Here is a 25,236-nt window from a genome sequence, read left to right on the forward strand (position 1 = left end):
TCGACCTGCGACAGAGGGAGTCAGCGCGGACCGAACTGGCGATCGCCCGCGTCACCGAGGCCGGGAACGATGAAGGCGTTGTCGTTGAGACCGTCGTCGATGCTCGCTGCCACCAGTCGCACCGGCAGACCCGAGGCTTCGAGCGCGGCAACTCCTTCGGGAGCGGCAACGACGCAGATGGCGGTCACGTCCGCCGCGCCACGGCCAACGAGCAGTTCGATGGTGTGGACCATGGATCCGCCGGTGGCGAGCATCGGGTCCAGTACGTAGACGGGCGTCTGCGACAGGTCGTCGGGCAGAGATTCCATGTACGGCACGGGCTGGTGAGTTTCTTCGTCTCGGGCCATTCCGACGAAACCGACGCGAGACTGCGGGATGAGGCTGCTGGCCTTCTCGACCATGCCGAGGCCTGCGCGCAGGACCGGGACCAGCAACGGCGGTCGTGCCAGCCTGGTGCCCTCGGTGACTGCGACGGGTGTACGTACCTCGAAGGTGTCGATCGCAGCATCGCGGGTGGCCTCGTAGACCAGCATGTGGGTGAGCTGGCGCAGAGCCGACCGGAACGTGGCGTTGTCGCTGCGCTCGTCCCGCATCGTGGTGAGCAGGGCTGCGGCCAGTGGGTGATCGACCACGTGTGTTTCCATGCCGACAAGGATAGGACTTCGGTGGCAGGACGCGAACGGCAACTCGGGGGAACCGAATGGCAAGTACCCGCGTCGAACCAGTTGGGCGTCGCACTCGGCGACCGTCGATCGATCGCATTCTCAGGGGGCACCGATGGCCGAGCTCGTCGTCGAAACCGAGGGGGTCCTCGCATACGGTGCGGTGGCGTCGACCATGGCCGAACAGATCGCCGCGGCAGGTGCTGCTGCCGCCGCATGCGGCCCCGCTGTGTTGGCTCCGGTCTTCGGTCTGATCGGACAAGAATTTCTCGGTGCGGTCACCGGCACCCATCTGGCGCACACCGACGCCGTGGTGCGCCTGGCGGGCACGGTGGCGAGCATCGGTTCCGCGGCCGCCGCATCCGCGGTGTCGTACGCCCTCACCGATGCAGGCACCGGCGCAACCCTTGCGGCCTCGGCCGCTGATACCACCGTGGCCTCGGCCGCCGGTGTCGCGCAGGACGCGAGGTAAACGCCGATGATCGATCTGCTGGCCCGTCCCATCGTCGATCTGCTCGGAGCCTTCGGCAACGGTGAGCTCCCCACCGGCGGTCCGGCCGACGTGCTGCGTGTGTCCTCGGCTGCGATCGAGGCGGCGCAGGGAATCGGCAGGGTCGCGATCACCGAGCTCGCTGCGAACTGGAACGGTGACGCCGCCGACGCGGCCATTCGGTACGCCGAGAACGCTCATAGGAGCGCCATCGCCCTCGCCGACCACGCCGACGACATCGCTGCCGTCGTCGATCAGGCCTGCCGCGACACCTATCAAGGCTTCCTGGAACTGCAGTCGATCGTCCGATCGTTCGTAGGAATCGCACTGTCTGCCGGGCCGATCATCGCCACCCCGGCCGGCCAGACCATGCTGATCACGGCGGCCATCGAACACCTCGAGCGAGCTCTCGTGGTGGTGGCGCGCGTTCGGGGCGAATTGGCCGTCCACACCGCGAAAGTCGGTGAACTGGCTGCTCCCCCGACAGTTCCCGCCCCCGTGGGCGGCGGACCGACACCGACCCCCGGCTCCCCCTCGAATCTCATGACCTCGTCCGCGACATCACAGGTGATCGAGGCAGGCGAGAAGCTGGCGAAGACGTTCGCGCAGTCCGTCTCCTCCCCTGCCGCCGGAGCCGAGTCGCCGAGCATCGGCGGCGCACAGAACTACCTGGGCAATCCGGGCGCCGATCCCTCCCTGACCCCGGACAGCACCGGCCGGGGAGTCGAGATACGACTACCCGACGGCAGCACCGTCACCGCACCCAATCCCGAGGCCGCGGGTGCCGTCCGCAGCGCGCTGACCCAGCAGGGTGTGCCCTACGCGTGGGGCGGCACCACGCCGGGCAGCGGGCTCGACTGCAGCGGGCTGACCCAGTGGGCGTACGCACAGCAGGGCGTCGAGATCCCGCGTCTGGCACAGGAACAGGACATCGGCTCCGCCGTGGCACCGGGTGAGGTGATGCCCGGTGACCTCGCAGTCTGGGACGGGCACGTGGCCATGGTCATCGGCAACGGTCAGCTCGTCGAGGCAGGCGACCCCGTACAGGTGGGACCGATCAGAACGACCAACAGCGGTATGGGCTTCAAGGGCTTCTACCGTCCGACCGAATGAAGGGCCGGCCAGTGACGGACTCGGACATCACCGTCGTCAGCGCGGTATCGGGTACGCGATCGGGATCGGTGACCGTGCGCGCCACCGAACACGGACTGCCGATCGGGATCGCGATCGACGAACGCGAACTGCGTTACGGCGGAGGCGCATTGGCGTCGGCAATTCTCGAGCACTGTGTACGGGCGAGTGCCGCAGCACGAGCCCAGCGCCGCACCCTCCTCGCCGAGGAGGGCGTTCCCACCGAGGTTCTCGATCGTCTCGGCTTGCCCACCCGTGCCCGAGTCGCCGCCGAAGCGAACGCCGATCTCGCAGAGGACCCCGCACCCAAGAGTTGGTTGAAGCAGGTATGACCCACGCCCACACCACCGAACTCGACGCTCTGGTCGGCAGCGCCCAGCACCGGCTGGATGCACTCCGCGAAACGCACGAGCGACTGGACCGCATCAGAATTCGACTCACCTCGCCGGACAACCTGGTGACCGCCGTCGCCGATGGATCAGGAGCCCTGGTCGAGCTCGAACTAGCCGAGAACCTCGGATCGATTGCCGCTCACGCACTCGCGTCGACGATCACCGCAGTGGCTGCCGACGCTGCACGTGCGGCGCTCGACCAGCGCGAGGCGATCCTGCAAAGTCTGCAGGGTTCGTTCACAGACTCCTGAGATAGGCTTCGCGCCATGGCTGGAGACATCATCCCGATCGAACTCGGTCTCACCGCCGGTGACTTCTCGACACTGTGGGCACCGGAGTGGCGAGAAGGCGACGACGAGTGGGAGGCATTCCTCGGACACGAGGAAGACCTGTACGGATTCTCGACCGTCGCAGAGCTCGCGGCATTCGTCAGATCCGACGACGACAACGATCTCGTCGATCATCCGTCGTGGACGGTGGTCTCCGCACTCGCCGCACACGAGCTCGAGCCCGATGATCTGCACCGCTTCGATCTGGTGGCGGTGCCGGAGTTGGTGGCCTCCGATCCCGAGGCCGACGTTCTCGCCGAACTGCAAGCTACCTTCGACATCGTTTCCTCCATCGGCGATGTCTGCGAATTGCGACCTGTCACAAGCTTTTTCGGCTCCAACCCTTTCGTCGGTGCCGTCGGCGGAGGCGTGGAGAACTTCCTCGGTCGCGAGGGTGGTGAACTGTGGGACCGCATCGGTGCAGCGGTCGCCAAACACTGGGACGACGTGCTCGACGCAGTCGACTCCATCGTCACCTCCCCCGCTGTCGACTCCGCAGCCGTAGCCGTCGCCGAAGCCGAGATCACCGCAGCCGCCGAGAACGCCGTCGACGCCGATGACGTCACCGACGACATCGACTCCGATTCGGACGACGACGAAGACGAAGACGACTCCGCCGAGGTGGACCGCGATCCGATCGCCGCGGCCGCAGCCGAAGAAACGTTCTGGACCACGGTCGGCATCGACCCGATTCGCATCATCACCTCGGACGACACGCTCTACACCCTGCGGTGCTACCTCGGCGACAAGCCGGTGTTCCTCGGCCGCGGCGGTGCCATCAGCGTCTTCGGTTCCGAGCGTTCGTTGGCCCGGTATCTGGCCGACGATCACGATCACGATCTGGCGCAGGTCAGTACCTACTCCGATGTTCAGACCGCGGCCATCGACGGCTCCCTCGACATCACGATCACCGACGACAACGTGTACGTGCTGCCCGGCCTCGCCGACGACCTCGCCGACGGGCCAACCGCAGTCGACGTCGAACAACTCGACCTGGCCGTCGAATTGTTCACCGACGCCGCCGATTTCGCCGGTGACGATTCGGTCGACGAGGCTCTCGCCACGTCCACCCCGCTGGGTTGGTACGTCTCGTACGCCCTCGAGCCCAGTCCCGATCGGCTCGCTCCGAGCGCACCGTTCGACGTCGAGGCCGAAGCATGGCGCGCCCTCGAGCGTGAGTTCGAGAGCCGACTGCGCAAGAAGTAGCAGGCCGCCGGGTCTGGTCGATCAGCCGATCAGAACTGCGTAACCGGGCTTGATGACGTCGTCGATGAGCGCCAGCCGCTCGTCGAACGGCAGGAACGCCGACTTCATCGCGTTGATGGTGAAGCGCTCGAGATCGCTCCAGCCGTAGCCGAAGGTCTCGACGAGCTTGGCCATCTCGCGACTCATCGAGGTATCGCTCATCAACCGGTTGTCGGTGTTGACGGTGACTCGGAATCGCAATCGGGCGAGCAGATCGAACGGGTGCGTGGCCAAGGATTCGACGGCTCCGGTCTGGACGTTGGAGCTCGGGCACAGTTCGAGGGGCATTCTCGTGTCGCGGACGTACGCGGCGAGCAGACCGAGTTCGGGCGTGCCATCGGCACCGACGGTGATGTCGTCGGTGATCCGGACCCCGTGACCGAGCCTGTCGGTGCCGCAGAATGCCACCGCTTCCTGGATCGACGGCAGACCGAACGCCTCTCCCGCGTGAATGGTGAAGTGCGCGTTGCTCGCTCGCATGTACTCGAAGGCGTCGAGGTGGCGACTGGGAGGAAAGCCCGCTTCGGCACCGGCGATGTCGAAGCCCACGACGCCACGGTCGCGGAACCGGACCGTCAGTTCGGCGATCTCCCGCGAACGCGCCGCGTGCCGCATCGCGGTGAGCAAGGTGCCGATCGTGATGTTCTTGCCCCGCACCTTGGCCGCGGAGATCCCCGCTTCGAAGCCGGCGAGCGTATGGGTGACGACCTCGTCGAGGGTCAGTCCGCGTTCGAGGTGCTGTTCCGGTGCGAAGCGCACCTCGGCGTACACGACGCCGTCGTCGGCCAGATCCTCGGCGCATTCGCGCGCCACTCGGAACAGCCCTTCGGGGGTCTGCATCACGGCGACGGTGTGCGCGAACGTCTCGAGGTACCGCACGAGCGAGCCACTGTCCGCGGCGTCGCGGAACCACTCGCCCAGCGCCGCGCCGTCGGTGGCCGGAAGATCGCCGTAGCCGCATTCGTCGGCCAGCTCCAACACGGTCTGCGGGCGGAGTCCGCCGTCGAGGTGATCGTGCAGCAATGCCTTGGGAGCTGTCCTGATCGACGCGAGATCGAGTGGCGCACTGCCACCGATCGAGGACTGAGTGTTCTCCGCGGTGCTCATGTGTCGACGGTAGCGTGCGGCTCCCGCGCACGCGCGCCTGTCATCGCCACTCGGCGAGTCCGCGGATTCCCCCGACGTCCGCCCCTTCCGCGACCCATTTCGTTGCATTGTTACTCCAATGAAAACAATTCCGTCGATACACAGCGGATCGGCGACGGAAATCGTAGTGTTCAGCACACACGCGCAGCCGATTCCGTCGGGTCCCCTCCGACGTCCTCGGTCGACTCGAACCTCGGAGAGACCTATGTCCACTGTGGAACCGCCGAACACCATTCCGGGTAAAGGGCTCAACACCGGCGCTCTCGGGCTGGTCGGCAACATCGTCATCGGCTTGTCGGCGGTAGCCCCGGCCTACAGCCTCGCCGCCACCCTCGGTTACGTGGTTCTGGCCGTCGGCGACAAAGCGCCCTCCATGTTTCTCATCGCCTTCGTTCCGATGCTGCTCACTGCCTTCGCATACCGCGAACTCGGTCGCGACACACCGGACTGCGGAACCTCGTTCACCTGGGGCACCAAGGCCTTCGGACCCTGGGTCGGTTGGATGGCCGGGTGGGGGCTGGCCGTGTCGGCGATCATCGTGCTGGCCAACGTCGCCGAGATCGCAGCCATCTATCTGTTCGAGTTCCTGGGCCTGTCGGGGTTGGCGGAGTCGACCGCGGCCAAGGTCGCTCTCGGTTCGTTCTTCATCGTCTCGATGACCTACATCAGCTTCCGCGGCATCCTCATCAGCGAACGCATGCAGAACGTGCTGCTGGTCGTGCAGTTCGGAGTGCTCATCGGAGTCTCGGTGACAGCACTGGTCAAGGTGGGTACCGGAACCGCAGGACCGCAGGCCATCACGCCCCAGTGGAGTTGGTTGGTGCCCACCGGAGTGACGATGTCCGACGCGGCCCAGGCCATCATCCTGTGCATCTTCATCTACTGGGGATGGGATGCCTGCCTTGCCGTCGGCGAAGAAACGAAGGACTCGGAGAAGACGCCGGGACGCGCCGCAGTGATCACGACGCTGATCCTCGTTGCTACGTATGTTCTCGTCGGATACGCCGTGCAGTCGTTCGCCGGTTTCGGCGATACCGGCATCGGCTTGAACAACCCGGACAACGTCGACGATGTGCTCACCATTCTCGGCGATCCGGTCGCCGGGTCGATCGTCGCGTCCTTGCTGTTGCTGACGGTCTCCATCTCGGCGCTGTCCTCGACGCAGACGACCATCCTGCCCACGGCCCGCGGAACACTGTCGATGGCCGTGTACGAGGCAATCCCCAAGCGGTTCGCCAGCGTGCACCCCAAGTACATGACGCCCGGCTTCGGCACGCTCGTGATGGGTGCCGCGGCCCTGCTGTTCTACCTGGTGCTCACCTTCGTCAGCGCCAACGCGCTGCAGGATTCGGTGGCCTCGCTCGGGCTCGCGGTCGCGTTCTACTACGGCATCACCGCGTATGCGTGCACGTGGTACTTCCGCCGGACGCTGCTGACGTCCGTGCGAAACCTGTTCATGCGCGGCATCTTCCCGTTCCTCGGTGGATTGTCGATGACGTGGGCGTTCGTGCAGAGCGCAATCGACATGATCAAGCCCGACTACGGTTACACCGTCTACGGTCCGATCGGCGGTGTGTTCGTCCTCGGCGTCGGCATGCTGGTACTCGGAATCCCGCTCATGCTGCTGTGCTTCGTGGGCAACAGGGACTTCTTCCAGGGCAAGACACTCACCGCGTCCACCGAAGTCAAGGTTCCGGACACTTACTAGAAGAGAAGGACCGAAACTCATGAAGATCACCGTCGGCTACCTCGCCACCCCCAGCGGCGACGACGGCGTAGCCCTGGCCACCGCCCTCGCCCGCGCCCTCGACGCGTCCATGGACATCGTGCTGGTCATGGCCGTCGACGAACCGGTCATGGAAGGCAGCGGACCGTATCGCAAAGTTCTCGAGGCCAAGGCGCGCGGCTGGGTGGACGACGCGGCCGCTCAGGTGCCGTCGGGCATCGAGGTGACCACACACGTTCTCTCCCACGAGTCGTTCGCCCGCGCGTTGATCGACTTCGCGGTGAACACCGATGCCGACATGATCGTCGTCGGCGGTGCGGGTGACGGCCTGCTGAACCGGCACTCGATCGGGTCGGTCGCCAGTCAACTGCTGCATGCCTCGGAAGTGCCGCTGGCACTTGCCCCTCGGGGCTATCGGCTCTCGAACGCACCGATCACCGACCTGACCGTCGCCGTCCCCACCCGGGCATCGGCCCCGAATCCGCTGCCCTTCGCGATCACCATTGCCAGCGCGGCGCACGTTCCGGTCCGATTGGTGTCACTGGTCTCGCTCGAGCCGACCGGGGCACCGAGCGACGAGACGTCACTGGACACCCGTCGACGACAGGTCGCTGCCGCGCAGGACAATCTCGACCACGCGGTGCGCACACTCCCCGACATCGACGGTCTGGAGTCGGTCGTCGCCGACGGGTCGACGCTCGACGAGGCGATGGGCAACCTCGACTGGAAGCCGGGCGATGTGCTGTTCCTCGGCTCGAGTCGATTGGCGACTCCGAAGCGGGTGTTCCTCGGTTCGAGCGCGGCCAAGATTCTGCGTGCTGCCCCGGTGCCGGTGGTCGTCGTTCCGCACGATTAGTGCCGAGGCAGTGGTGCGGTCGAGTGCCCCGAGTAGCACTCGACCGCACCACTGCCTTTGGCACCTCAGCTGTCGAAGCCGAGACCGAGCGCGTCCATGCCCTTGAGCCACAGGCCGCGTTTTCCGCCGTTGCGGTCGGCTCGGGCGAATGCCGCGCGGGTGATGTTGATTCCGATCGACTTGAGGGGCTCGGGCGGGAACGGCAGCGGCATGCTGCGCACCATCTTCAGGCGTGTTCGTTCGGTGTCCTTGCCGTCGAGAAGATCGAGCGCGGTGCGGGCCCCGAAGTGCGACGCGCCGACGCCGAGTCCGGTGAACCCGGCCACCGAGGCCACCCGTCCGTTCATTCCGAGATCCCAGAAGGCGCTGAACCGCGAGCACGTGTCGATCGATCCGCCCCAGGCATGGGTGGCGCGAATTCCTTCGAGGCTCGGGAACATCTGCAGCAGGTGTTCGGCGAGCAATGCGAACTCTTCGGGGTGTTGGGTTCGGCGTGGGTCGGTGTCGCTACCGTAGAAGTAGTGCGCATCCCACCCGCCGAACAGGATGCGGTTGTCCGCCGTCAACCGGAAGTAGTGGAATCGGTTGCCGGAGTCGGCCAATCCTTCGCGGCCGGACCAGCCGATGTCGGCGAGCTGCGCCGACGTCAGTGGTTCGGTCATGATCACGTAGTCCCACACCGGGACGATCCAGTGACGGAGTTTGCGGCGCAACGATTTCGACGCCGACGTGGCCAGCAGCACCTTGCCGGCCTCGATGGTGCCGTAGCCCGTCTTCACTCGAATACCGTTGCCGGACTTGTCGATCGACAGCGCCCGAGTGTTCTCGTGAATGCGAACGCCGAGCGATTCGGCCGCGTCGGCCAGGCCCCAGGCGAGTTTCGCGGGGTCGATCATCGCGACATCGGGGTCGAACAGTGCACCGCGCGCCATCGGTGAGGTGATCCTGGACTGCACTGCAGCGGCGTCGAGGTATTCCATCGGCTGCGACAGGCGCGCACCCTCGTCACCGAGCTCCCGCAGGTCGTTCACCTGCCAGTCGAAATTGGCGATGTCGAGCTCGCCGGTGCGCTCGATGTCGGCGTCGATCCCGTACTTCTCCGCAGTCGCGCAGATCGCGTCGAGCGTCTCGGTGCCCATCCGCAGCAGCTCGGGTAGTTCGTCGGCGTAGCGGTCGAGTCCGTTGCCCAGGCCGTGCGTCAGGCTGGCCGCACAGAAGCCGCCGTTGCGTCCGGTTGCGCCCTCGGCGATGCGGTCGCCTTCGAGCAGCACAATCGATCGGTTCGGGTTCTCTTCTGCCGCCTGCAGAGCCGCCCACAGTCCGGTGAATCCGCCGCCGATGATCACCAGATCCGCTGCAGCCGAACCGGTGTGCCGTGTCCGCGGTGCCGGGCGTTCGGGCCGATCGAGCCAGTAGGACTCCGGTGCCGCGCCCGCCACCATCGCCACGCCGCGGTCGGTGGGCTCGGTTGCCCATGATGCGCTCATCGGGCGTCCTCCTGCGCTTCGGGATCGGCCGCCGCGAACACCGTTCGATGCCAAGCCTTTCGAGCCACACCGGTGATGTCGGTCATGACGTGCTTGACAGTGAGGTACTCGTCGAGCGAGTAGCTGGACATGTCCTTTCCGAAGCCCGAGGCCCCGAATCCGCCGTGTGGCATCTCGCTGATGATCGGGATGTGGTCGTTGATCCACACACAGCCGGCGGCGATCTCCCGCGTCGCTCGGCCCGCGCGGTACAGGTCTCGGGTCCACGCGGATGCGGCGAGTCCGAACGCAGTGTCGTTGGCGCGCCGGATCGCATCGTCGTCGCCGTGATGCTTGGACACCGTGAGCACCGGACCGAACACCTCGTCGCGATAGATCTCGTCCTGCTCACCGACATCGGCGATCAGGGTCGGCGGATAGAACGCACCCCGGCCCTCCGGGACACGGCCTCCGGTCACCACCCTGGCCCCCGCGTCGCGAGCCCGATCCACCATCGCCGCCACCCGATCTCGATGCGCGACGGAGATCAACGAACCCATGTCGGTTGCCGGATCCGTCGGGTCTCCCACGACGACGCGACCCATCAACTCGGCGACTCCGGCGACGAAGTCCTCGTACAGGGATTCGGCGACGATGGCGCGCGTGGCTGCCGTGCAGTCCTGACCGCCGTTGATCAACGATCCGGCGACGGCACCGTGCACAGCGGCATCGAGATCCGCGTCGTCGAAGACCACCAGCGGTGCCTTGCCGCCGAGCTCGAGCTGCACCCGAGTTCCGTGCGCGGCGGCCTGCGCCATGACGCGCCTGCCGACGGGAGTGGAGCCGGTGAAGGTCATCAGGTCCAGTCCTGCATGGGAGGACAGCGCGACTCCGGCGTCGAGACCGGTTCCGGTGACGACGTTGAACACCCCGTCGGGCACGCCTGCCTCGGTGGCCAACCGCGCCAACCGCAACGTGGTCAGTGGCGTGAGTTCACTGGGCTTGAGCACGATGGAACACCCGGCCGCCAACGCCGGTATCGCCTTCCATACCGCCATCTGCAGCGGATAGTTCCACGGCGTGATCGAACCGACCACTCCGACAGCGTCACGCCGAATGGCGGAGGTGTGCTCACCCGAGTACTCCGCAGCAGCCTTACCGTCCAGGTGCCGCGCAGCTCCGGCGAAGAACTCGATGTTGTCCACGCTCCCCGGAACGTCGAATTCCGTTGCCAACCTTGTCGATTTACCGGTCTGCGCCACTTCCTCGGACACGAAGTTCTCCGCGTCGGCCGCAACGAGACGCGCCAGTTCCAGCAACACAGCGCTGCGGTGTGCGGGGGTGGCGCTGGACCACGAGGGAAAGGCCGATCGGGCATGCGCGAGAGCCGAATCGACGTCTTCGGCGGTCGCCAGACCGACCTCGGCGACGACAGCTCCGGTCGCGGGATCGTCGACCTCGTACCGATCACCACTACCGTCGACCGCGCGTCCGTCGATCCAACAACCAGGAATGTTCGCCATGCCTGCGACAGTACCGTCGGACCCACGGATTCTCTCTGTTTCCAGCCTTTCGACAACTGATTCTGTCGTCTGAATCCACAATTGACACGTTTTTCATCGTCGACGGGTTGTGTTCACGGCCACGACAGTGACAAGATCGATCCATGCCCGAGCAACCACCCATCGCACTCGACGACGTCTCCAAGGCGATCATCGAGCAACTCCAGGAGGACGGGCGTCGCTCGTACGCTGCCATCGGCAAAGCCGTCGGACTCTCGGAAGCGGCTGTGCGTCAACGAGTTCAGCGCCTGACGGACTCCGGCGTCATGCAGATCGTCGCGGTGACCGATCCGGTGCAGGTCGGGTTCAAGCGGCAGGCCATGATCGGCATCAAATGCACCGGTGACAGTCATGCACTGTCCGAGGAACTGTCGGCGATCGATGCGATCGACTACGTCGTCCTCACCGCGGGGTCGTTCGACGTCGTCGTGGAAGTGGTGTGCGAGGACGACGAACAACTCCTGCAGATCCTGAACAAACAGATCCGCAGCCTGGACGGTGTCACCAGCACCGAAACGCTGGTCTATCTCAAACTCGTCAAGCAGCAATACAATTGGGGAACACGATGACGCGAACGACATCCGAACTCGACGCTTCCGCAGCCAAGCATCTGTGGGGCCACTTCACCCGCCACGGCGCAGGGGTCACACCCCCGATCATCACCCGCGGTGAGGGCTCGACCATCTGGGACTCGAACGGCAAGAGCTACATAGACGGTCTCTCGGGGCTGTTCGTGGTGCAGGTGGGCCACGGACGCGAGGAACTGGCCGAGGCCGCCGCCAAGCAGGCCAAGGAGTTGGCGTTCTTCCCCCTGTGGTCGTACGTCACCGAACCTGCGATCGAGCTCGCCGAGCGGCTCGCCGGGTACGCCCCGGGCGATCTCAATCGCGTCTTCTTCACCACCGGCGGCGGCGAGGCCGTCGAGAGCGCATGGAAGCTCGCCAAGCAGTACTTCAAGAAGGTCGGCAAGCCCGGCAAGCACAAGGTGATCTCGCGGTCCATCGCCTACCACGGCACCCCGCAGGGCGCGCTCGCCATCACCGGAATCCCGGCGCTCAAGGAACCGTTCGAGCCGCTGACGCCGGGTGCGTTCCGGGTGCCGAACACCAACATCTACCGCGCCCCTGCTCCCCTGGACACCGATCCGAAGGCGTTCGGGATCTGGGCTGCGGATCGCATCGCCGAGGCCATCGAGTTCGAAGGCCCCGACACGGTTGCCGCGGTGTTCCTCGAGCCGGTTCAGAATGCCGGCGGGTGCTTTCCTCCCCCGCCCGGATACTTCGAGCGCGTCCGCGAGATCTGCGACCGCTACGACGTTCTGCTCGTGTCCGACGAAGTCATCTGCGCTTTCGGCCGCATCGGGTCGATGTTCGCCTGCAGCGACTTCGGCTACGTACCCGACATCATCACCTGCGCGAAGGGAATGACCTCGGGCTACTCGCCCATCGGCGCAATGATCGCCTCCGACAAGCTCTTCGAGCCGTTCGACGACGGCACCTCGAGCTTCGCGCACGGATACACCTTCGGTGGCCACCCCGTCTCCGCCGCCGTTGCCATGGCCAATCTCGACATCTTCGAGCGCGAGGGCATCAACGCGCACGTCGCAGACAACGCACCGGCGTTCCGTGCAACGCTCGAGAAGTTGCACGACCTGCCGATCGTCGGAGACGTGCGCGGCGAGGGATTCTTCTACGGCATCGAGTTGGTCAAGGACAAGACCACGAAGGAGACGTTCAGCGACGCCGAAGCCGAACGCATCCTTCGCGGCTTCCTGTCCACGGCCCTGTTCGACGCAGGCCTGTACTGCCGCGCCGACGACCGTGGTGACCCGGTGGTGCAGCTGGCTCCGCCGCTGATCTGCGGTCAGAAGGAGTTCGACGAGATGGAGCAGATCCTGCGCAGCGTGCTGACCGAGGCGGGCAACCTGATCTGACCGGTCTCGCTACAGCCCGATGCGGTCGATCACGAGGGGCCTCGGCTGCGTGGCCGTGGCCCCTATCTCCCAGCTGGATTCGAGTGCCTGTTGCGCGTACTCGAAACGCTCGGGGGTGTCGGTGTACAGGGTTGCGAGCCGATCCCCGGCCCGCACCCGATCACCGGGCTTGGCGTGCAGCCGCACCCCGGCTGCGCTCTGCACCGGCTCACCCTGACGTTCTCGGCCTGCCCCCAGCCGCCACGCCGCCAGTCCGACGCCCATCGCGTCCAGTCCGGTCACGACGCCGTCGTGCGTAGCAGTGAATTCCTGGCTCTCGCGGGCGACGGGTAGTGCGGCATCGGGATCGCCGCCCTGCGCGGCGATCATCGTTCGCCACCGATCCATGGCCGAACCGTCGGCGAGCTTGTCGGCCGGATCGATCCCCTCGATCCCGGCAGCGGCGAGCATCGTGCGCGCAAGCGTGATCGTCAGCTCGACGATGTCGGCCGGGCCACCTCCGGCAAGGACCTCGACCGATTCCTGAACCTCCAGCGCGTTGCCTGCGGTCAGCCCGAGGGGGGTGTCCATCGCAGTGAGGACCGCCAGAGTGCGTACGCCCGCATCGGTTCCGAGTTCGACCATCGCGGTGGCCAGTTCACGTGCGTCGTCGACGTTCTTCATGAACGCACCGGCACCGACCTTCACATCCAACACGAGTGCCCCGGTGCCCTCGGCGATCTTCTTGCTCATGATCGAGCTGGCGATCAGCGGTATCGACTCGACCGTTCCGGTCACGTCGCGCAGTGCATAGAGCTTCTTGTCGGCCGGAGCCAGATCGGCACCGGCAGCACATACGACGGCACCGATCGCCGGATCGGCCAGAATGCGATGCATCTCCTCGCCGCTCAGATCCGCTCGCCATCCGGGGATGGACTCGAGCTTGTCGAGTGTTCCGCCGGTGTGCCCGAGTCCTCGACCCGACAGCTGCGGCACAGCGGCCCCGCAGGCGGCGACGAGCGGAGCCAGCGGCAGCGTGATCTTGTCTCCGACACCACCGGTCGAGTGCTTGTCGACGGTGGGCAGCGGCAGCGCCGAGAAGTCCATTCGTGTGCCCGACGCGATCATCGCGTTCGTCCACGTACCGAGCTCGCGACGCGACAATCCGCGCCACAGAACGGCCATCGCGAGAGCCGACATCTGTTCCGGCGCGACGGATCCGCGGGTGAACTCCGCGATCACCCATTCGATCTGCTCGTCGTCGAGAACGCGTCCGTCGCGCTTGGCACTGATGATGGATACGGCGTCAGGCATGGTTGTTCACGCGTCCTTCGTCGAGGTTGTCGGGGCCGAAAGCGTTCGGGAGCAACTCTGCCAGTCGAGCCGGTCCCGAGACGGTGTCGACGAGCAGATCCGGGCCGCCGAACTCGTACAGCAGCTGTCGGCATCGCCCGCACGGCATCAGAATTTCACGCCTGGAATCGCAGCACGAAAAGGCCACGAGTCTGCCGCCGCCGGTCGAGTGCAAGTTCGACACCAACCCGCACTCCGCGCACAGCCCCAAACCGTATGAGACATTTTCCACATTGCACCCGGTGACTATCCGATTGTCGTCCACCAGAGCTGCTGCACCGACCGGAAAGTTCGAGTACGGGGCATAGGCACGACCCATGGCCTCATGAGCATTGTCGCGCAACGTCTTCCAGTCGATTTCGTCCATGGTGAACCATCCAATCACGGCGTCTGAATTGATGCAGAGATCCGCCCGAAAGTGCGTGCATCAATTGGGAAGGCAAACCTAACACCGGATTTCGGCACCGTACGAACCTCGAGTCGAATTAGTTCCGTGTTTCGAATGGGTTTACAGTTTCGAGTAAGCGGCTAGTACAACCAGCACTAGGGCCGAATCGCGACAAATCGAGCCAGGCAAGACCGACCACCGGGGCTCGATGCGTCCACCAACGACGTTGGAGGCATTGCACTCGATGAGTAGCACGACGGAAGTCGCTCCGGTCAAGGAGCGCAAGCGGTCCCTGTACCGCGGGGATCCGGGCATGTGGTCCTGGGTTCTGCACCGCATCACTGGTGTGTTGACGTTCTTCTTCTTGTTCGTCCACGTCCTCGACACGGCGATGGTCCGGGTCAACCCCGAGACGTACGACGCCATCATCGAGACCTACAAGACCCCGCTCGTCGGTCTGATGGAAATCGGTCTCGTCGCGGCAGTGCTGTACCACGCGTTGAACGGCATCCGCGTGATGCTGATCGATTTCTGGTCCAAGGGACCGCAGTACCAGAAGCCGATGCTGTGGGCGATCGCAGTCGTCTGGCTCGTCGTCATGATCCCCGGCGCGGGACGAATCTTCTACAACATGTTCACGGCGGGTGGTCACTGATGTCGACGCAGGGTCCCGAGGCGAAGGTCCTCGGCACGAACTACGACCGTCCGGCCAGCTTGGCCAACCCGCGTTCACCGCGGCGCCAGAGCAAGGGCAACTTCGAGCTCTACGCATGGCTGTTCATGCGCTTCTCCGGCCTGGCACTCGTCGTGCTCGTCCTGGGCCACATGTTCATCATGCTGATGCTCGACGACGGTGTGCACCGCATCAACTTCGCATTCGTCGCCGGCCGCTGGGCCAGCCCGTTCTGGCAGTTCTGGGACCTGACGATGCTGTGGCTGGCGCAGCTGCACGGCGGCAACGGCCTGCGGACGATCATCGCGGACTACTCCCGCAAGGACTCGACGCGATTCTGGCTGACCACGCTGCTGGTGCTGTCGATGATCCTCATCATGGGCGTCGGCACCTACGTCATCTTCACGTTCGATCCCAACATCACGGCGAGCTAAGGACACTGACGCTTACATGCAGGAACATCGTTACGACGTACTGATCGTCGGCGCAGGCGGTGCCGGTATGCGTGCTGCGATCGAGGCCGGACCCCGTGCTCGCACAGCCGTACTGACCAAGCTCTACCCCACGCGCTCGCACACGGGCGCGGCTCAGGGCGGCATGTGTGCCGCTTTGGCCAACGTCGAGGAAGACAACTGGGAGTGGCACACGTTCGACACCGTCAAGGGCGGCGACTACCTCGCCGACCAGGACGCCGTGGAGATCATGGCCAAGGAAGCCATCGACGCAGTTCTCGACCTCGAGAAGATGGGTCTTCCGTTCAACCGGACGCCCGAGGGCAAGATCGATCAGCGGCGCTTCGGCGGCCACACCCGCGATCACGGCAAAGCTCCTGTGCGTCGTGCGTGCTACGCGGCCGACCGCACCGGCCACATGATCCTGCAGACGCTCTACCAGAACTGCGTCAAGCACGACGTCGAGTTCTACAACGAGTTCTACGCACTGGATCTGTGTCTGACCGAGACCGACGACGGTCCTGTCGCGACCGGAATCATCGCCTACGAGCTGTCCACCGGCGAGCTGCACATCTTCCACGCGAAGTCGATCATCTTCGCCACCGGAGGCTCGGGCCGGATCTACAAGACCACCTCAAATGCCCACACCCTCACCGGTGACGGCATGAGCATCGTGTTCCGCAAGGGTCTTCCCTTGGAGGACATGGAGTTCCACCAGTTCCACCCGACAGGTCTCGCAGGCCTCGGCATCCTCATCTCCGAGGCCGTGCGTGGCGAGGGCGGCATCCTGCGCAACGAGTCGGGTGAACGCTTCATGGAGCGCTACGCACCGACCATCAAGGACCTCGCGCCCCGCGACATCGTCGCGCGCTCGATGGTGCTCGAGGTGCTCGAAGGACGCGGTGGCGGCCCGAACAAGGACTACGTCTACATCGACGTCACGCACATTCCCGAGGAAGTTCTGGACGAGAAGCTCCCGGACATCATGGAGTTCTCCCGCACGTACCTCGGCGTCGACCCCGTCAAGGAACCGGTGCCCGTCTACCCGACGTGCCACTACGTGATGGGCGGTATCCCCACCAAGATCCGTGGCGAGGTTCTGCGCAACAACGAGGACATCGTCCCCGGCCTGTACGCGGCCGGCGAATGTGCCTGTGTCTCCGTGCACGGAGCCAACCGTCTCGGCACCAACTCGCTGCTCGACATCAATGTCTTCGGACGTCGTGCCGGCATCGCGGCGGCCGAGTACGCGAACTCGGTCGACTTCACCCCGCTCCCCGAGGAGCCGGCGAAGATGGTGCAGGACTGGCTGGAGTTGATCCTGTCCGACCACGGTCACGAGCGCGCAGCCGATATCCGTACCGAGATGCAGCAGTCGATGGACAACAACGCATCGGTGTTCCGTACGGAGGAACGTCTCGAGACGGCGCTCAAGGATGTTCGCGCCCTCAAGGAGCGCTACAACAAGATCACCGTCGAGGACAAGGGCAAGCGCTACAACAGCGACCTGCTCGAGGCCATCGAACTCGGCTTCCTGCTCGAAATGGCGGAGGTCACGGTCGTCGGCGCACTCAACCGGAAGGAATCGCGCGGCGGACACGCTCGCGAGGACTACCCCGAGCGCAACGACGCCGAGTACATGAAGCACACCATGGCCTACAAAGAGGGCGAAGGTCTGCTGACCGATATCCGCTTGGATTACAAGCCGGTAATCCAAACCCGCTACGAGCCGATGGAGCGGAAGTACTGATATGAGCGCACCAACACTGGACAAGAAGTCCAACGAGTCCGATCTGCCGCCCGTCCCCGAGGGCGCGGTGATGGTCAACCTCAAGATCGCGCGCTTCAACCCCGAGAACGGTGACGGTCAGCGCTGGGACACCTTCCAGGTCCCCACCCTGGCCACCGACCGTCTGCTCAACCTCCTGCTGTACGTGAAGGGCTACCTGGACGGCACACTGACGTTCCGCCGCTCGTGCGCACACGGTGTATGTGGCAGCGACGCGATGCGCATCAACGGTGTCAACCGTCTCGCCTGCAAGGTGCTCATGCGCGACATGCTCCCCAAGGACTCGTCGAAGACGCTGAACATCACCATCGAGCCCATCAAGGGTCTGCCGGTGGAGAAGGACCTCATCGTCGACATGGAGCCCTTCTTCGACGCGTTCCGCGCCGTGAAGCCGTTCCTCATGACGACGGGCAACGAGCCGACCCGCGAGCGGATCCAGTCCGCAGCGGACCGCGCCCGGTTCGACGACACCACCAAGTGCATCCTGTGCGCGTGCTGCACCACCTCGTGCCCCGTGTTCTGGAGCGACGGCAGCTACTTCGGCCCCGCTGCGATCGTGAACGCACACCGGTTCATCTTCGACAGCCGTGACGAGGGTGCAACCGAACGCCTGGACATCCTCAACGACGTCGAGGGTGTGTGGCGTTGCCGCACCACCTTCAACTGCACCGACGCATGCCCCCGCGGCATCCAGGTGACCAAGGCGATTCAGGAAGTCAAGCGCGCGTTGCTCTTCGCTCGCTAGCAGGCACATCCACAACGGAAAGCGCCCCTTCGCATACGCGAAGGGGCGCTTTCCGTTTCCGGTCTCAGACGAACGCGCTGAAGCCGGTCACACCACGGCCGACGATCAGGTTGTTGATCTGCGCGGTGCCCTCGTAGGAATACAGCGCCTCGGCGTCGGCGAAGAACCTGATGACGTCGTGCTCGATCAGAATTCCGTTGCCGCCCATAATTTCTCGGGCCCAACTCACCACTTCGCGCAACCGCGTCGTACAGAACGTCTTCGCGAGCGCCGCATGCTCGTCGTAGTGGACGCCGTTGTCCTGCAGCTGAGAGACCCGAATCGCCATGCCGAGCGAGGCGGTGATGTTCGCGGTCATGCGTGCGATCAGGTCGGAGATGAGCTGGAACGACGCGATAGGAGATCCGAACTGTTCGCGTTCGCGCGCGTACGTCACGGCCCGCTCGTACGCGCCCATCATCACGCCCACGGCCTGAAACGCCACTCCCCCACGGGTCAAGCGGAGCACCTTCGCGGTATCGGCGAACGAGTTGGCGTCGGCGAGCTTGTTGGCGACCGGGACTCGGCAGTTCTCGAGGTGGACGTCCGCATTCTCCACCGCGCGGAGCGAGTACTTGCCCTCGATCTTCTCGGCCCGGAATCCCTCGAAATGCTTTTCGACCACAAAGCCCTTGACCTCGCCATCGGCCTCGTCCTTGGCGAACACGATGGTCAGGTCTGCGAAGGTAGCGTTGCCGATCCAGCGCTTGCTGCCGTTGAGGATCCAGTGATCTCCGTCGAGTCGAGCGGTGGTCTCGAGTCCGCCTGCGACGTCGGAGCCACCGTGCGGTTCGGACAGTCCGAACGCGCCGATCGTCTCCATCCGGCGCATGGCGGGCAACCACCGCTGGCGCTGCTCCTCGGAGCCGAGAATGGAGATACTGCTCATCGCCAGCGAACTGTGCACGCTGAACATCGTTCCGGTGGACGGATCGACCCGCGCGAACTCCATCTCGAGCCAGCCGGTGAGCAGCTTGCGGGAGGCCTTGCGATCGTCGAACGCGTAGCCGAGACCAGCGATCTCGAGCTGGGCGATTTTCGGCATCAGGTGCACCGGCGAGGTGGCCTTCTCCCAGAATTCGTTCGCCCGCGGCGCGACCTCCTCCTGCAGGAACCGGCGGGTACGCAGGACCACCTCGGTCTCGGCCTCGTCGAGCATGCTCTGATACCCGTAGAAATCGGATTCGAGAAAGTCCGGCGACAGTGGTCCGAGGGGCTCGTGCTCGCTCATGTTCGGCTCCTTCGTCTGGCACCTCTCATCGGGCACCGCTACCGATCTTCTACCCGCCGCGCCCGATTCTCACGCATGCACCGCGGCCTTCGCCGGTCAGCGGCGCAGTTCGTCGGAGAGGGTCGCCAGTTCGTCGCCGCCCGCCATTTCCTTGGTGAGGTCGTCGAGCGAGATCTCGTGGTGCGCACAGTCCAACGTCTGACGTCCACGATCGAGGAGAACGAAGTGATCTCCGACCATGTACGCGTGATGCGGATTGTGGGTGATGAACACGACGCCGAAGCCCTTCTCCCTGGCCGCCGAGATGTACCGGAGAACCATGCCGGACTGCTTGACGCCGAGAGCGGCGGTCGGCTCGTCGAGAATGAGCACCCGGGCACCGAAGAAGATGGCGCGAGCGATGGCCACGCACTGACGTTGGCCACCGGACAGGGAGCCGATGGGGGCATCGACGTCCGGGAGATCGATACCCATCTTGCGGAGTTCGTCGATCGTCGTCGCGCGCATGGCATGGGTGTCGAGGGTCTTGAAGATCGTGCCCTTGCGCAGTTCCTGGCCGAGGAAGAAGTTGCGCCACACCGGCATCAGGGAGACGACCGCGAGGTCCTGGTAGACCGTGGAGATACCCTGTTCCACCGCCTGCTTCGGCGAACCGAACGTCGTCGCCTTGCCATCGACGAGCAGTTCCCCCTCCGACTGCCGATGCAGACCGGACATGATCTTGATCAGAGTGGACTTGCCTGCGCCGTTGTCACCGAGAACGCAGGTGACCTCACCGGCACCGACGCGGAGGTCTATCCCGTGCAGCGCGATGATGTTGCCGTAGCTCTTGCCGACGCCTTTCAGCTCGATGAGGGGCGTGTTCGCAGAGGACGTCATGGTCACCTTTTCGCCGCGTAGTTGCGGAAGGAACTGTTCGCGATCACTGCGAACAGCAGCATCGCGCCGAGGAAGAACTTGAACCAGTCCGGGTTCCAGCCGGCATAGACGATGCCCTGGTTGGTCATGCCGAAGATGAACGCTCCGATGAAAGCACCGACAGCCGTACCGTATCCACCGGTCAGCAGGCATCCACCGATGACGGCGGCGATGATGTAGAGGAACTCGTTGCCCACGCCCTGGCCGGACTGGACGGTGTCGAACGCGAACAGCAGATGCATGCCGACGAACCAGGCGCAGAAGCCGACGAACATGAACAGGCCGATCTTGACCCGGGTGACCGGGACGCCGACCGCACGCGCCGATTCCTGGTTTCCGCCGACTGCGAAGATCCAGTTGCCGGTCCGGGTCTTCATCAGCACCCAGGTCGCGGCGAGCGTGAACACGATCCACCACACGACGGTGATGCGGACCGAGACACCCAGCAGCGAGAACGAGGACGAGAAGAAGGCCTTGGCCGAGTCGAATCCCTCCATGTCCGAGATGGACGGGGTGGCGACCTGGCCGGTGACGAGCTTGGTGACGGCGAGATTGATGCCGGTGAGCATCAGGAACGACGCCAACGTGATCAGGAACGACGGAATCTTCGTCGTCATCACCAGGTATCCGTTGAGGAAACCGACCGCAAGTGCCAACACCAGCGCCAATGCAGAGCCCGCCCAGACGTTCAGGTGCAGGTTGTAGGCCAGCATGGAGGCCATGATCGAGGAGAACGTCACCGCAACCCCGGTGGAGAGGTCGAATTCTCCGCCGATCATCAACAGGGAGACACCGATCGCCATGATGCCGATGGTCGAGGATGCGTACAGCACAGTGGCCAGAGCCTCGGGCGATCGAAACGGCGGTGCCACGATGCAGAAGAAGACGAAGATGGCGACCGCGCCGAACAGGGCACCGACCTCCGGTCGAATCAGCAATCGCTGCAACGGTTTCTGCTTCTTGACCCGCTCGTCTGCGATCACGGTGTGTTCGGACAGAGCCGGATCGGCCTGTGTGGACATGAATTTCCTTCCGCGCCGGAGCGACGCACTCAGCGCGTGCCGTTACGGGCGTATTCGGCGACCGCGTCGATGTTGGTCGAATCGATGAACGCGGGCCCGGTCAGCACCGGTGTACCTCCACCGATCGTGTTGCCGTTGTTGAGGTAGAGCCACAACGAGTCGATGGCCAGGTAACCCTGCAGATACGGCTGCTGATCGATGGCCCACGCCACGTCGCCGGACTCGATCGCATCGACGAGTGCTGCGTTGGTGTCGAACGTGACGATCGTGGCGTCGCTGCCCGCATTGGTCTTGGACTGCACCGCAGTCAGAGCGATCGGAGCGGCGAGGGCGATGACGTGGTCGATCGTCGGATCCTGCTGCAGCTTGGCCGTGATGGTCGACTCCACGGACGGCATGTCCTTGCTGTTGACGTTGAGGATCTCGGTGGTGCCTCCGGTGAAGCCTTGCCTGACGCCTGCACATCGCGCCTCGAGTGCCACCGCGCCCTGCTCCTGGATGATGCACAGCGTCTTGCGAGCACCGTCCTCGGTGAGGCGCGCTCCAGCAGCCTGTCCGGCGATGGTCTCGTCCTGGCCGAAGTACTGCTGGACTCCCATGTCCTTCCAGGAGTCGTAGCCGGAATTGAACGCGACGACCGGAATGCCTGCGGCGCTTGCCGTCTCGACTGCGGAGGCCATCGCGTCGGGCTTGGCCAGAGTGACCGCGATTCCGTCGACCTTCGAGTCGATCGCACTCTGGACGAGGTTGGCCTGGTTGGGTGCCTCGGGATCTGCGGAGTAGCGCAGTTCGATGTTGTCCTTGGCCGCGGCGGCCTCGGCACCCTTGCGAACCAGATCCCAGAAGGTATCGCCGGGAACCTCGTGCGTGATCATCGCGATCGTCGCCGACGGAGTGTCGGCGACTCCCGCGTTGCTTCCGTCGTCGGACGATCGAGGAGCCCCACCGGTGCTCGAACAGGCCGCGACAGTCAGTGCTGCGACCGCACAGACCGCGCCGACCGCGATCGGCCCGCGTCTTTGCCGAAACCTCATTGCACTTCCCTTTCCAACAACCGGCTCTCGAACACCGACGAATCCGAGCCGCCGACCTGATCACTGTAAGAAACGATTGGTACCCGTCACGCATCTTCGACGATTATTCGTCACACAACAGAACCGGGGTGTGCACCACCGAACCTCGGACGACATGAGAGAACTCTCATCTCCGATTCACGTAGCCACAATCCACCGTCGTCAGACTCGGCCGTGTGCGAACCATCATCGTCTCGGCCCTGGGACTGCTCACGCTCGCCGTGCTCGTCACGGCATTGCTGACGACTCGATCGACGGGCGAGCAGACCCCGTTGCCCGCACCCATCGTTGCACCCGCCGCACCTGTGCAATCCGCCCCGGGTACCCCACAACCCGTTCCCCCTCTACCTGGACCGAGTGAACCCACGCCCACTCCCGCGCCACAACCGGTGGCACCGGACGGATTCGTGCCCCCGCCTCCGCTACCGCCTGCCGACTGGGACGATGACTTCGACGACGACTGGGATGACGATGACGACGACTGACCTTGCTGCGAGACCGACCACGTGATGCGGACGCGACTGCTCGCCCTACGCCCGACGAGCGCCAGGAGCCGCATCTTCTCGTGGGTGCTCCTGCTGGTGCTGGCATCGCTGGCGGCTGTCACCGTCACCACCTGGCTGCTCATGATTCGCGCGACCGACAATCGCATGCGCGAATCGCTGCGCACCGAAATCGCCGAGTTCACCACCCTCACCGACGCGGGCGTCGATCCTGGAACCGGCGCACCGTTCGACGACATCAACGACGTGCTCCGCGTGGTGATCACCTACAACCTCGCCCGCCCCAACGAGAAGTTCCTGGGCTACGTGGACGGTGCGTTCGCCGTGCAGAGCAGGCAGCAGGCACCGGTGCGACTGTCCGACGACAACGGCTTCACCGCCGAGGTGGGTACCGTCACCGCGCCCGTCGAGGGTTCGTATTCGAGCGCGGCAGGTGAAGTGGTGTACCTCGCGGTGCCGGTCTCCCTGGCGGGCGACCCGGTGACCGGGGTCGTGGTCGCCGCCTACTTCGCCGACCAGGAACGCGCCTCCGCCGACGAGACCGCGACCCTGATGCTCGTCGTCGGCGGCGTCACCTCGGTGCTGGCGGCGGTCGGGGCGTGGTTGGTCGCGGGCCGCATCATGTCTCCGATCAGACACATCACCGCCACCGCCAGAACGATCACCGAGACCGACCTGTCCGGCCGAATCACCGATGCCAGAACAACGGGTCGAGGCGACGACATCGGAGCCCTGATCGACACACTGAACTCGATGCTCGACCGAATCGAGTCGGGTGCGGCCAGTCAGCGCAGATTCCTCGACGACGCAGGCCACGAGCTCCGCACTCCCATCACCATCGTCCGAGGTCATCTCGATGTGCTCGACCACGACGACCCCGCCGACGTTCGCGATACCGTTGCGCTGGTCGACGACGAACTCGATCGGATGAACCGGCTCGTAGCCGACCTGTTGCTGCTCACCCGGGCCGACCAGACGAGCTTCGTCACCCCTGTGGTCACCGACGTCGACGCGCTCACCCGAAGCGTGTTCGACAAGGTGACCACCCTCGCCGACCGGGAGTGGGTGCTCGAGGCGAGCGCAACCGTCCACGCACCGCTCGACGCACAACGACTGACTCAGGCGTTGCTGGCACTGGCGGACAACGCAACTCACCACACGACGCCCGGCAGTCGCGTCGGCATCGGATCGCAACTGTCCGACGGTGACATCCGGTTCTGGGTCACCGACTCGGGCCCTGGAATCGAGCGCGACGAACAGGAACGAATCTTCGAGCGCTTCGCCCGCGGTCGCAACGGAACCAGACGCACCGAGGGCGCAGGTCTCGGCTTGTCCATCGTCACCGCCATCGCACAGGCCCACCGTGGACGGGTCAGTGTCGGCAGCGCACCGGGACACGGGGCCACGTTCACCATCACGATTCCACTGACCGATTCCCCTCCCCCGCAGAAGGATCGACCATGGCCCGCATCCTGATCGCCGAAGACGAACCTCGCATCGCCTCGTTCGTGCACAAGGGACTGCGAGCGAGCGGTTTCAGCACGACGACCGTCTCCGACGGCAGATCCGCGTACGAACACGCGCGCAGCGGCGACTTCGATCTGGTGGTACTCGACATCGGGTTGCCGATCATGGACGGCTTCGAGGTACTGCAGCGACTGCGCGGAGAACAGTGCGAGATACCGGTGATCGTGTTGACCGCACGCGACAGCGTCCAGGACGTGGTGTCCGGTCTCGAAATCGGTGCCGACGACTACATGGCCAAGCCGTTCCGCTTCGAGGAACTGCTGGCGCGCATCCGAGTTCGCCTGGGCACCAAACGAACCGTCGACACCACACAGCTCGCGGTCGCCGACCTCACCCTCGACCTGCGTACCCGGCGAGCTGTGGTGGGAGACCGCACCGTCGACCTGTCGGCACGAGAGTTCGCCCTGGCCGAGACCTTCATGCGCCACCCCGGCCAGGTCCTCTCGCGAGAGCAACTCCTGTCGCAGGTGTGGGGATACGACTTCGACCCGGGCTCCAATGTCGTCGACGTCTACGTCCGATACCTTCGGGCGAAATTCGGTGCCGCCCGAATCGAGACCGTCCGCGGAATGGGATACCGACTCGCCGAGACATGAGTGGCGTCGG

At 64.8% G+C, this 25,236-nt stretch carries 26 protein-coding genes; 16 read left to right on the forward strand and 10 right to left on the reverse strand.

Annotation, left to right across the window (positions count from 1 at the left end; all coding sequences use genetic code 11):
- Positions 1-20: 20 nt before the first annotated feature.
- Positions 21-644, reverse strand: a complete 624-nt coding sequence (gene upp, locus CH295_RS00280) for a uracil phosphoribosyltransferase (RefSeq protein ID WP_037188128.1) — start codon at positions 642-644, stop codon at positions 21-23.
- Between the two features lie 133 nt (positions 645-777).
- Between upp and CH295_RS00285 the strand changes: the two genes are divergently transcribed.
- Genes CH295_RS00285 through CH295_RS00300 form a run of 5 tightly spaced genes read left to right on the forward strand, consistent with a single transcriptional unit; the run spans position 778 to position 4,210 of the window.
- A complete protein-coding gene (locus CH295_RS00285; RefSeq protein WP_141216920.1) occupies positions 778-1,134 on the forward strand; it encodes a type VII secretion target in 357 nt (118 codons plus the stop codon).
- A 6-nt stretch (positions 1,135-1,140) separates the two neighbouring features.
- Positions 1,141-2,265, forward strand: a complete 1,125-nt coding sequence (locus tag CH295_RS00290; protein ID WP_094739448.1) for a C40 family peptidase — start codon at positions 1,141-1,143, stop codon at positions 2,263-2,265.
- Complete coding sequence (locus tag CH295_RS00295) at positions 2,262-2,615, forward strand: hypothetical protein (RefSeq protein WP_094739449.1); 354 nt, start codon at positions 2,262-2,264, stop codon at positions 2,613-2,615. Before CH295_RS00290 ends, CH295_RS00295 begins: the two co-directional genes overlap by 4 nt.
- Positions 2,612-2,926: a YbaB/EbfC family nucleoid-associated protein gene (locus tag CH295_RS28050; protein ID WP_212556130.1), complete on the forward strand. Its 315-nt coding sequence runs from the start codon at positions 2,612-2,614 to the stop codon at positions 2,924-2,926. Before CH295_RS00295 ends, CH295_RS28050 begins: the two co-directional genes overlap by 4 nt.
- A 15-nt stretch (positions 2,927-2,941) precedes the next feature.
- Positions 2,942-4,210, forward strand: coding sequence for a SatS C-terminal domain-containing protein (locus CH295_RS00300; protein ID WP_212556131.1), 1,269 nt, complete (start codon positions 2,942-2,944; stop codon positions 4,208-4,210).
- A gap of 21 nt (positions 4,211-4,231) precedes the next feature.
- Here CH295_RS00300 and CH295_RS00305 read toward each other — a convergent pair whose 3' ends face one another.
- Positions 4,232-5,356 carry an adenosine deaminase gene (locus CH295_RS00305; protein ID WP_094739450.1) on the reverse strand — a complete coding sequence of 375 codons (1,125 nt, stop codon included), beginning with the start codon at positions 5,354-5,356 and terminating at the stop codon, positions 4,232-4,234.
- A 244-nt stretch (positions 5,357-5,600) separates the two neighbouring features.
- Between CH295_RS00305 and CH295_RS00310 the strand changes: the two genes are divergently transcribed.
- Both CH295_RS00310 and CH295_RS00315 read left to right on the forward strand, forming a co-directional pair.
- A complete protein-coding gene (locus tag CH295_RS00310) occupies positions 5,601-7,103 on the forward strand; it encodes an APC family permease (RefSeq protein WP_094739451.1) in 1,503 nt (500 codons plus the stop codon).
- A 19-nt stretch (positions 7,104-7,122) separates the two neighbouring features.
- Positions 7,123-7,977 carry a universal stress protein gene (locus CH295_RS00315; protein WP_094739452.1) on the forward strand — a complete coding sequence of 285 codons (855 nt, stop codon included), beginning with the start codon at positions 7,123-7,125 and terminating at the stop codon, positions 7,975-7,977.
- Positions 7,978-8,042: 65 nt separating this feature from the next.
- Here the strand turns inward: CH295_RS00315 and CH295_RS00320 are convergent, their stop codons facing one another.
- The gene (locus CH295_RS00320; protein ID WP_094633749.1) at positions 8,043-9,464 is read right to left on the reverse strand and encodes an NAD(P)/FAD-dependent oxidoreductase; all 1,422 of its coding nucleotides are present in this window, start codon (positions 9,462-9,464) and stop codon (positions 8,043-8,045) included.
- Positions 9,461-10,966 (reverse strand): gamma-aminobutyraldehyde dehydrogenase, encoded by a 1,506-nt coding sequence (locus CH295_RS00325; protein WP_094739453.1) that lies wholly within the window; start codon positions 10,964-10,966, stop codon positions 9,461-9,463. The genes CH295_RS00320 and CH295_RS00325 overlap by 4 nt, the downstream gene beginning before the upstream one ends.
- 143 nt (positions 10,967-11,109) lie before the next feature.
- Here CH295_RS00325 and CH295_RS00330 point away from each other — a divergent pair, with 143 nt between their 5' ends.
- Both CH295_RS00330 and CH295_RS00335 read left to right on the forward strand, forming a co-directional pair.
- A complete protein-coding gene (locus CH295_RS00330; RefSeq protein ID WP_037188142.1) occupies positions 11,110-11,574 on the forward strand; it encodes an Lrp/AsnC family transcriptional regulator in 465 nt (154 codons plus the stop codon).
- Complete coding sequence (locus CH295_RS00335) at positions 11,571-12,938, forward strand: aspartate aminotransferase family protein (RefSeq protein WP_037188144.1); 1,368 nt, start codon at positions 11,571-11,573, stop codon at positions 12,936-12,938. Before CH295_RS00330 ends, CH295_RS00335 begins: the two co-directional genes overlap by 4 nt.
- Before the next feature lie 9 nt (positions 12,939-12,947).
- Here the strand turns inward: CH295_RS00335 and CH295_RS00340 are convergent, their stop codons facing one another.
- Together CH295_RS00340 and CH295_RS00345 are read right to left on the reverse strand one after the other, a co-directional pair.
- Positions 12,948-14,231: a thymidine phosphorylase gene (locus CH295_RS00340; protein ID WP_094633747.1), complete on the reverse strand. Its 1,284-nt coding sequence runs from the start codon at positions 14,229-14,231 to the stop codon at positions 12,948-12,950.
- Complete coding sequence (locus tag CH295_RS00345; protein WP_094739593.1) at positions 14,224-14,637, reverse strand: cytidine deaminase; 414 nt, start codon at positions 14,635-14,637, stop codon at positions 14,224-14,226. The genes CH295_RS00340 and CH295_RS00345 overlap by 8 nt, the downstream gene beginning before the upstream one ends.
- A 265-nt stretch (positions 14,638-14,902) precedes the next feature.
- Between CH295_RS00345 and sdhC the strand changes: the two genes are divergently transcribed.
- The 4 genes from sdhC to CH295_RS00365 are packed head-to-tail and all read left to right on the forward strand — an operon-like array spanning position 14,903 to position 18,317.
- Entirely contained in the window at positions 14,903-15,313 is a 411-nt protein-coding gene (sdhC, locus tag CH295_RS00350) for a succinate dehydrogenase, cytochrome b556 subunit (RefSeq protein ID WP_082073728.1), read from the forward strand.
- Positions 15,313-15,765: a succinate dehydrogenase hydrophobic membrane anchor subunit gene (locus CH295_RS00355; RefSeq protein WP_032397462.1), complete on the forward strand. Its 453-nt coding sequence runs from the start codon at positions 15,313-15,315 to the stop codon at positions 15,763-15,765. Before sdhC ends, CH295_RS00355 begins: the two co-directional genes overlap by 1 nt.
- Positions 15,766-15,781: 16 nt before the next feature.
- Positions 15,782-17,533 carry a succinate dehydrogenase flavoprotein subunit gene (sdhA, locus tag CH295_RS00360; RefSeq protein WP_037188148.1) on the forward strand — a complete coding sequence of 584 codons (1,752 nt, stop codon included), beginning with the start codon at positions 15,782-15,784 and terminating at the stop codon, positions 17,531-17,533.
- Position 17,534: 1 nt separating this feature from the next.
- Positions 17,535-18,317: a succinate dehydrogenase iron-sulfur subunit gene (locus CH295_RS00365; protein WP_037188150.1), complete on the forward strand. Its 783-nt coding sequence runs from the start codon at positions 17,535-17,537 to the stop codon at positions 18,315-18,317.
- Positions 18,318-18,381: 64 nt separating this feature from the next.
- Here the strand turns inward: CH295_RS00365 and CH295_RS00370 are convergent, their stop codons facing one another.
- The 4 genes from CH295_RS00370 to CH295_RS00385 all read right to left on the reverse strand — a co-directional run bounded on the left by CH295_RS00370 (position 18,382) and on the right by CH295_RS00385 (position 22,561).
- Complete coding sequence (locus CH295_RS00370; protein ID WP_094739454.1) at positions 18,382-19,587, reverse strand: acyl-CoA dehydrogenase family protein; 1,206 nt, start codon at positions 19,585-19,587, stop codon at positions 18,382-18,384.
- Positions 19,588-19,683: 96 nt separating this feature from the next.
- The gene (locus CH295_RS00375) at positions 19,684-20,466 is read right to left on the reverse strand and encodes an ATP-binding cassette domain-containing protein (protein ID WP_037188966.1); all 783 of its coding nucleotides are present in this window, start codon (positions 20,464-20,466) and stop codon (positions 19,684-19,686) included.
- 2 nt (positions 20,467-20,468) lie between these two features.
- Positions 20,469-21,527, reverse strand: coding sequence for an ABC transporter permease (locus tag CH295_RS00380; RefSeq protein WP_037188152.1), 1,059 nt, complete (start codon positions 21,525-21,527; stop codon positions 20,469-20,471).
- A gap of 29 nt (positions 21,528-21,556) precedes the next feature.
- Positions 21,557-22,561: a substrate-binding domain-containing protein gene (locus tag CH295_RS00385; protein WP_094633746.1), complete on the reverse strand. Its 1,005-nt coding sequence runs from the start codon at positions 22,559-22,561 to the stop codon at positions 21,557-21,559.
- A gap of 215 nt (positions 22,562-22,776) precedes the next feature.
- On the opposite strand from CH295_RS00385, the gene CH295_RS00390 reads away from it, so the two are divergent.
- From CH295_RS00390 to CH295_RS00400, 3 genes are read left to right on the forward strand one after another with little or no spacing between them, the layout of a single operon-like run.
- Complete coding sequence (locus tag CH295_RS00390) at positions 22,777-23,085, forward strand: hypothetical protein (RefSeq protein WP_094739455.1); 309 nt, start codon at positions 22,777-22,779, stop codon at positions 23,083-23,085.
- Between the two features lie 24 nt (positions 23,086-23,109).
- A complete protein-coding gene (locus CH295_RS00395; RefSeq protein ID WP_082323492.1) occupies positions 23,110-24,579 on the forward strand; it encodes a sensor histidine kinase in 1,470 nt (489 codons plus the stop codon).
- Positions 24,564-25,226 carry a response regulator transcription factor gene (locus CH295_RS00400; RefSeq protein WP_094739456.1) on the forward strand — a complete coding sequence of 221 codons (663 nt, stop codon included), beginning with the start codon at positions 24,564-24,566 and terminating at the stop codon, positions 25,224-25,226. The genes CH295_RS00395 and CH295_RS00400 overlap by 16 nt, the downstream gene beginning before the upstream one ends.
- Positions 25,227-25,236: the final 10 nt, after the last annotated feature.

Origin of the sequence: Rhodococcus sp. 14-2483-1-2, assembly GCF_002259405.1 — a bacterium.
In the GTDB taxonomy this organism is placed as follows: Bacteria; Actinomycetota; Actinomycetes; order Mycobacteriales; family Mycobacteriaceae; genus Rhodococcoides.

Excerpts from the sequence above, each read along its gene's own strand:
- upp (WP_037188128.1), bottom strand. The coding sequence starts at position 644 with ATGGAAACACACGTGGTCGATCACCCACTGGCCGCAGCCCTGCTCACC.
- CH295_RS00285 (WP_141216920.1), top strand. The coding sequence starts at position 778 with ATGGCCGAGCTCGTCGTCGAAACCGAGGGGGTCCTCGCATACGGTGCG.
- CH295_RS00290 (WP_094739448.1), top strand. The coding sequence starts at position 1,141 with ATGATCGATCTGCTGGCCCGTCCCATCGTCGATCTGCTCGGAGCCTTC.
- CH295_RS00295 (WP_094739449.1), top strand. The coding sequence starts at position 2,262 with ATGAAGGGCCGGCCAGTGACGGACTCGGACATCACCGTCGTCAGCGCG.
- CH295_RS28050 (WP_212556130.1), top strand. The coding sequence starts at position 2,612 with ATGACCCACGCCCACACCACCGAACTCGACGCTCTGGTCGGCAGCGCC.
- CH295_RS00300 (WP_212556131.1), top strand. The coding sequence starts at position 2,942 with ATGGCTGGAGACATCATCCCGATCGAACTCGGTCTCACCGCCGGTGAC.
- CH295_RS00305 (WP_094739450.1), bottom strand. The coding sequence starts at position 5,356 with ATGAGCACCGCGGAGAACACTCAGTCCTCGATCGGTGGCAGTGCGCCA.
- CH295_RS00310 (WP_094739451.1), top strand. The coding sequence starts at position 5,601 with ATGTCCACTGTGGAACCGCCGAACACCATTCCGGGTAAAGGGCTCAAC.
- CH295_RS00315 (WP_094739452.1), top strand. The coding sequence starts at position 7,123 with ATGAAGATCACCGTCGGCTACCTCGCCACCCCCAGCGGCGACGACGGC.
- CH295_RS00320 (WP_094633749.1), bottom strand. The coding sequence starts at position 9,464 with ATGAGCGCATCATGGGCAACCGAGCCCACCGACCGCGGCGTGGCGATG.
- CH295_RS00325 (WP_094739453.1), bottom strand. The coding sequence starts at position 10,966 with ATGGCGAACATTCCTGGTTGTTGGATCGACGGACGCGCGGTCGACGGT.
- CH295_RS00330 (WP_037188142.1), top strand. The coding sequence starts at position 11,110 with ATGCCCGAGCAACCACCCATCGCACTCGACGACGTCTCCAAGGCGATC.
- CH295_RS00335 (WP_037188144.1), top strand. The coding sequence starts at position 11,571 with ATGACGCGAACGACATCCGAACTCGACGCTTCCGCAGCCAAGCATCTG.
- CH295_RS00340 (WP_094633747.1), bottom strand. The coding sequence starts at position 14,231 with ATGCCTGACGCCGTATCCATCATCAGTGCCAAGCGCGACGGACGCGTT.
- CH295_RS00345 (WP_094739593.1), bottom strand. The coding sequence starts at position 14,637 with ATGGACGAAATCGACTGGAAGACGTTGCGCGACAATGCTCATGAGGCC.
- sdhC (WP_082073728.1), top strand. The coding sequence starts at position 14,903 with ATGAGTAGCACGACGGAAGTCGCTCCGGTCAAGGAGCGCAAGCGGTCC.
- CH295_RS00355 (WP_032397462.1), top strand. The coding sequence starts at position 15,313 with ATGTCGACGCAGGGTCCCGAGGCGAAGGTCCTCGGCACGAACTACGAC.
- sdhA (WP_037188148.1), top strand. The coding sequence starts at position 15,782 with ATGCAGGAACATCGTTACGACGTACTGATCGTCGGCGCAGGCGGTGCC.
- CH295_RS00365 (WP_037188150.1), top strand. The coding sequence starts at position 17,535 with ATGAGCGCACCAACACTGGACAAGAAGTCCAACGAGTCCGATCTGCCG.
- CH295_RS00370 (WP_094739454.1), bottom strand. The coding sequence starts at position 19,587 with ATGAGCGAGCACGAGCCCCTCGGACCACTGTCGCCGGACTTTCTCGAA.
- CH295_RS00375 (WP_037188966.1), bottom strand. The coding sequence starts at position 20,466 with ATGACGTCCTCTGCGAACACGCCCCTCATCGAGCTGAAAGGCGTCGGC.
- CH295_RS00380 (WP_037188152.1), bottom strand. The coding sequence starts at position 21,527 with ATGTCCACACAGGCCGATCCGGCTCTGTCCGAACACACCGTGATCGCA.
- CH295_RS00385 (WP_094633746.1), bottom strand. The coding sequence starts at position 22,561 with ATGAGGTTTCGGCAAAGACGCGGGCCGATCGCGGTCGGCGCGGTCTGT.
- CH295_RS00395 (WP_082323492.1), top strand. The coding sequence starts at position 23,110 with ATGCGGACGCGACTGCTCGCCCTACGCCCGACGAGCGCCAGGAGCCGC.
- CH295_RS00400 (WP_094739456.1), top strand. The coding sequence starts at position 24,564 with ATGGCCCGCATCCTGATCGCCGAAGACGAACCTCGCATCGCCTCGTTC.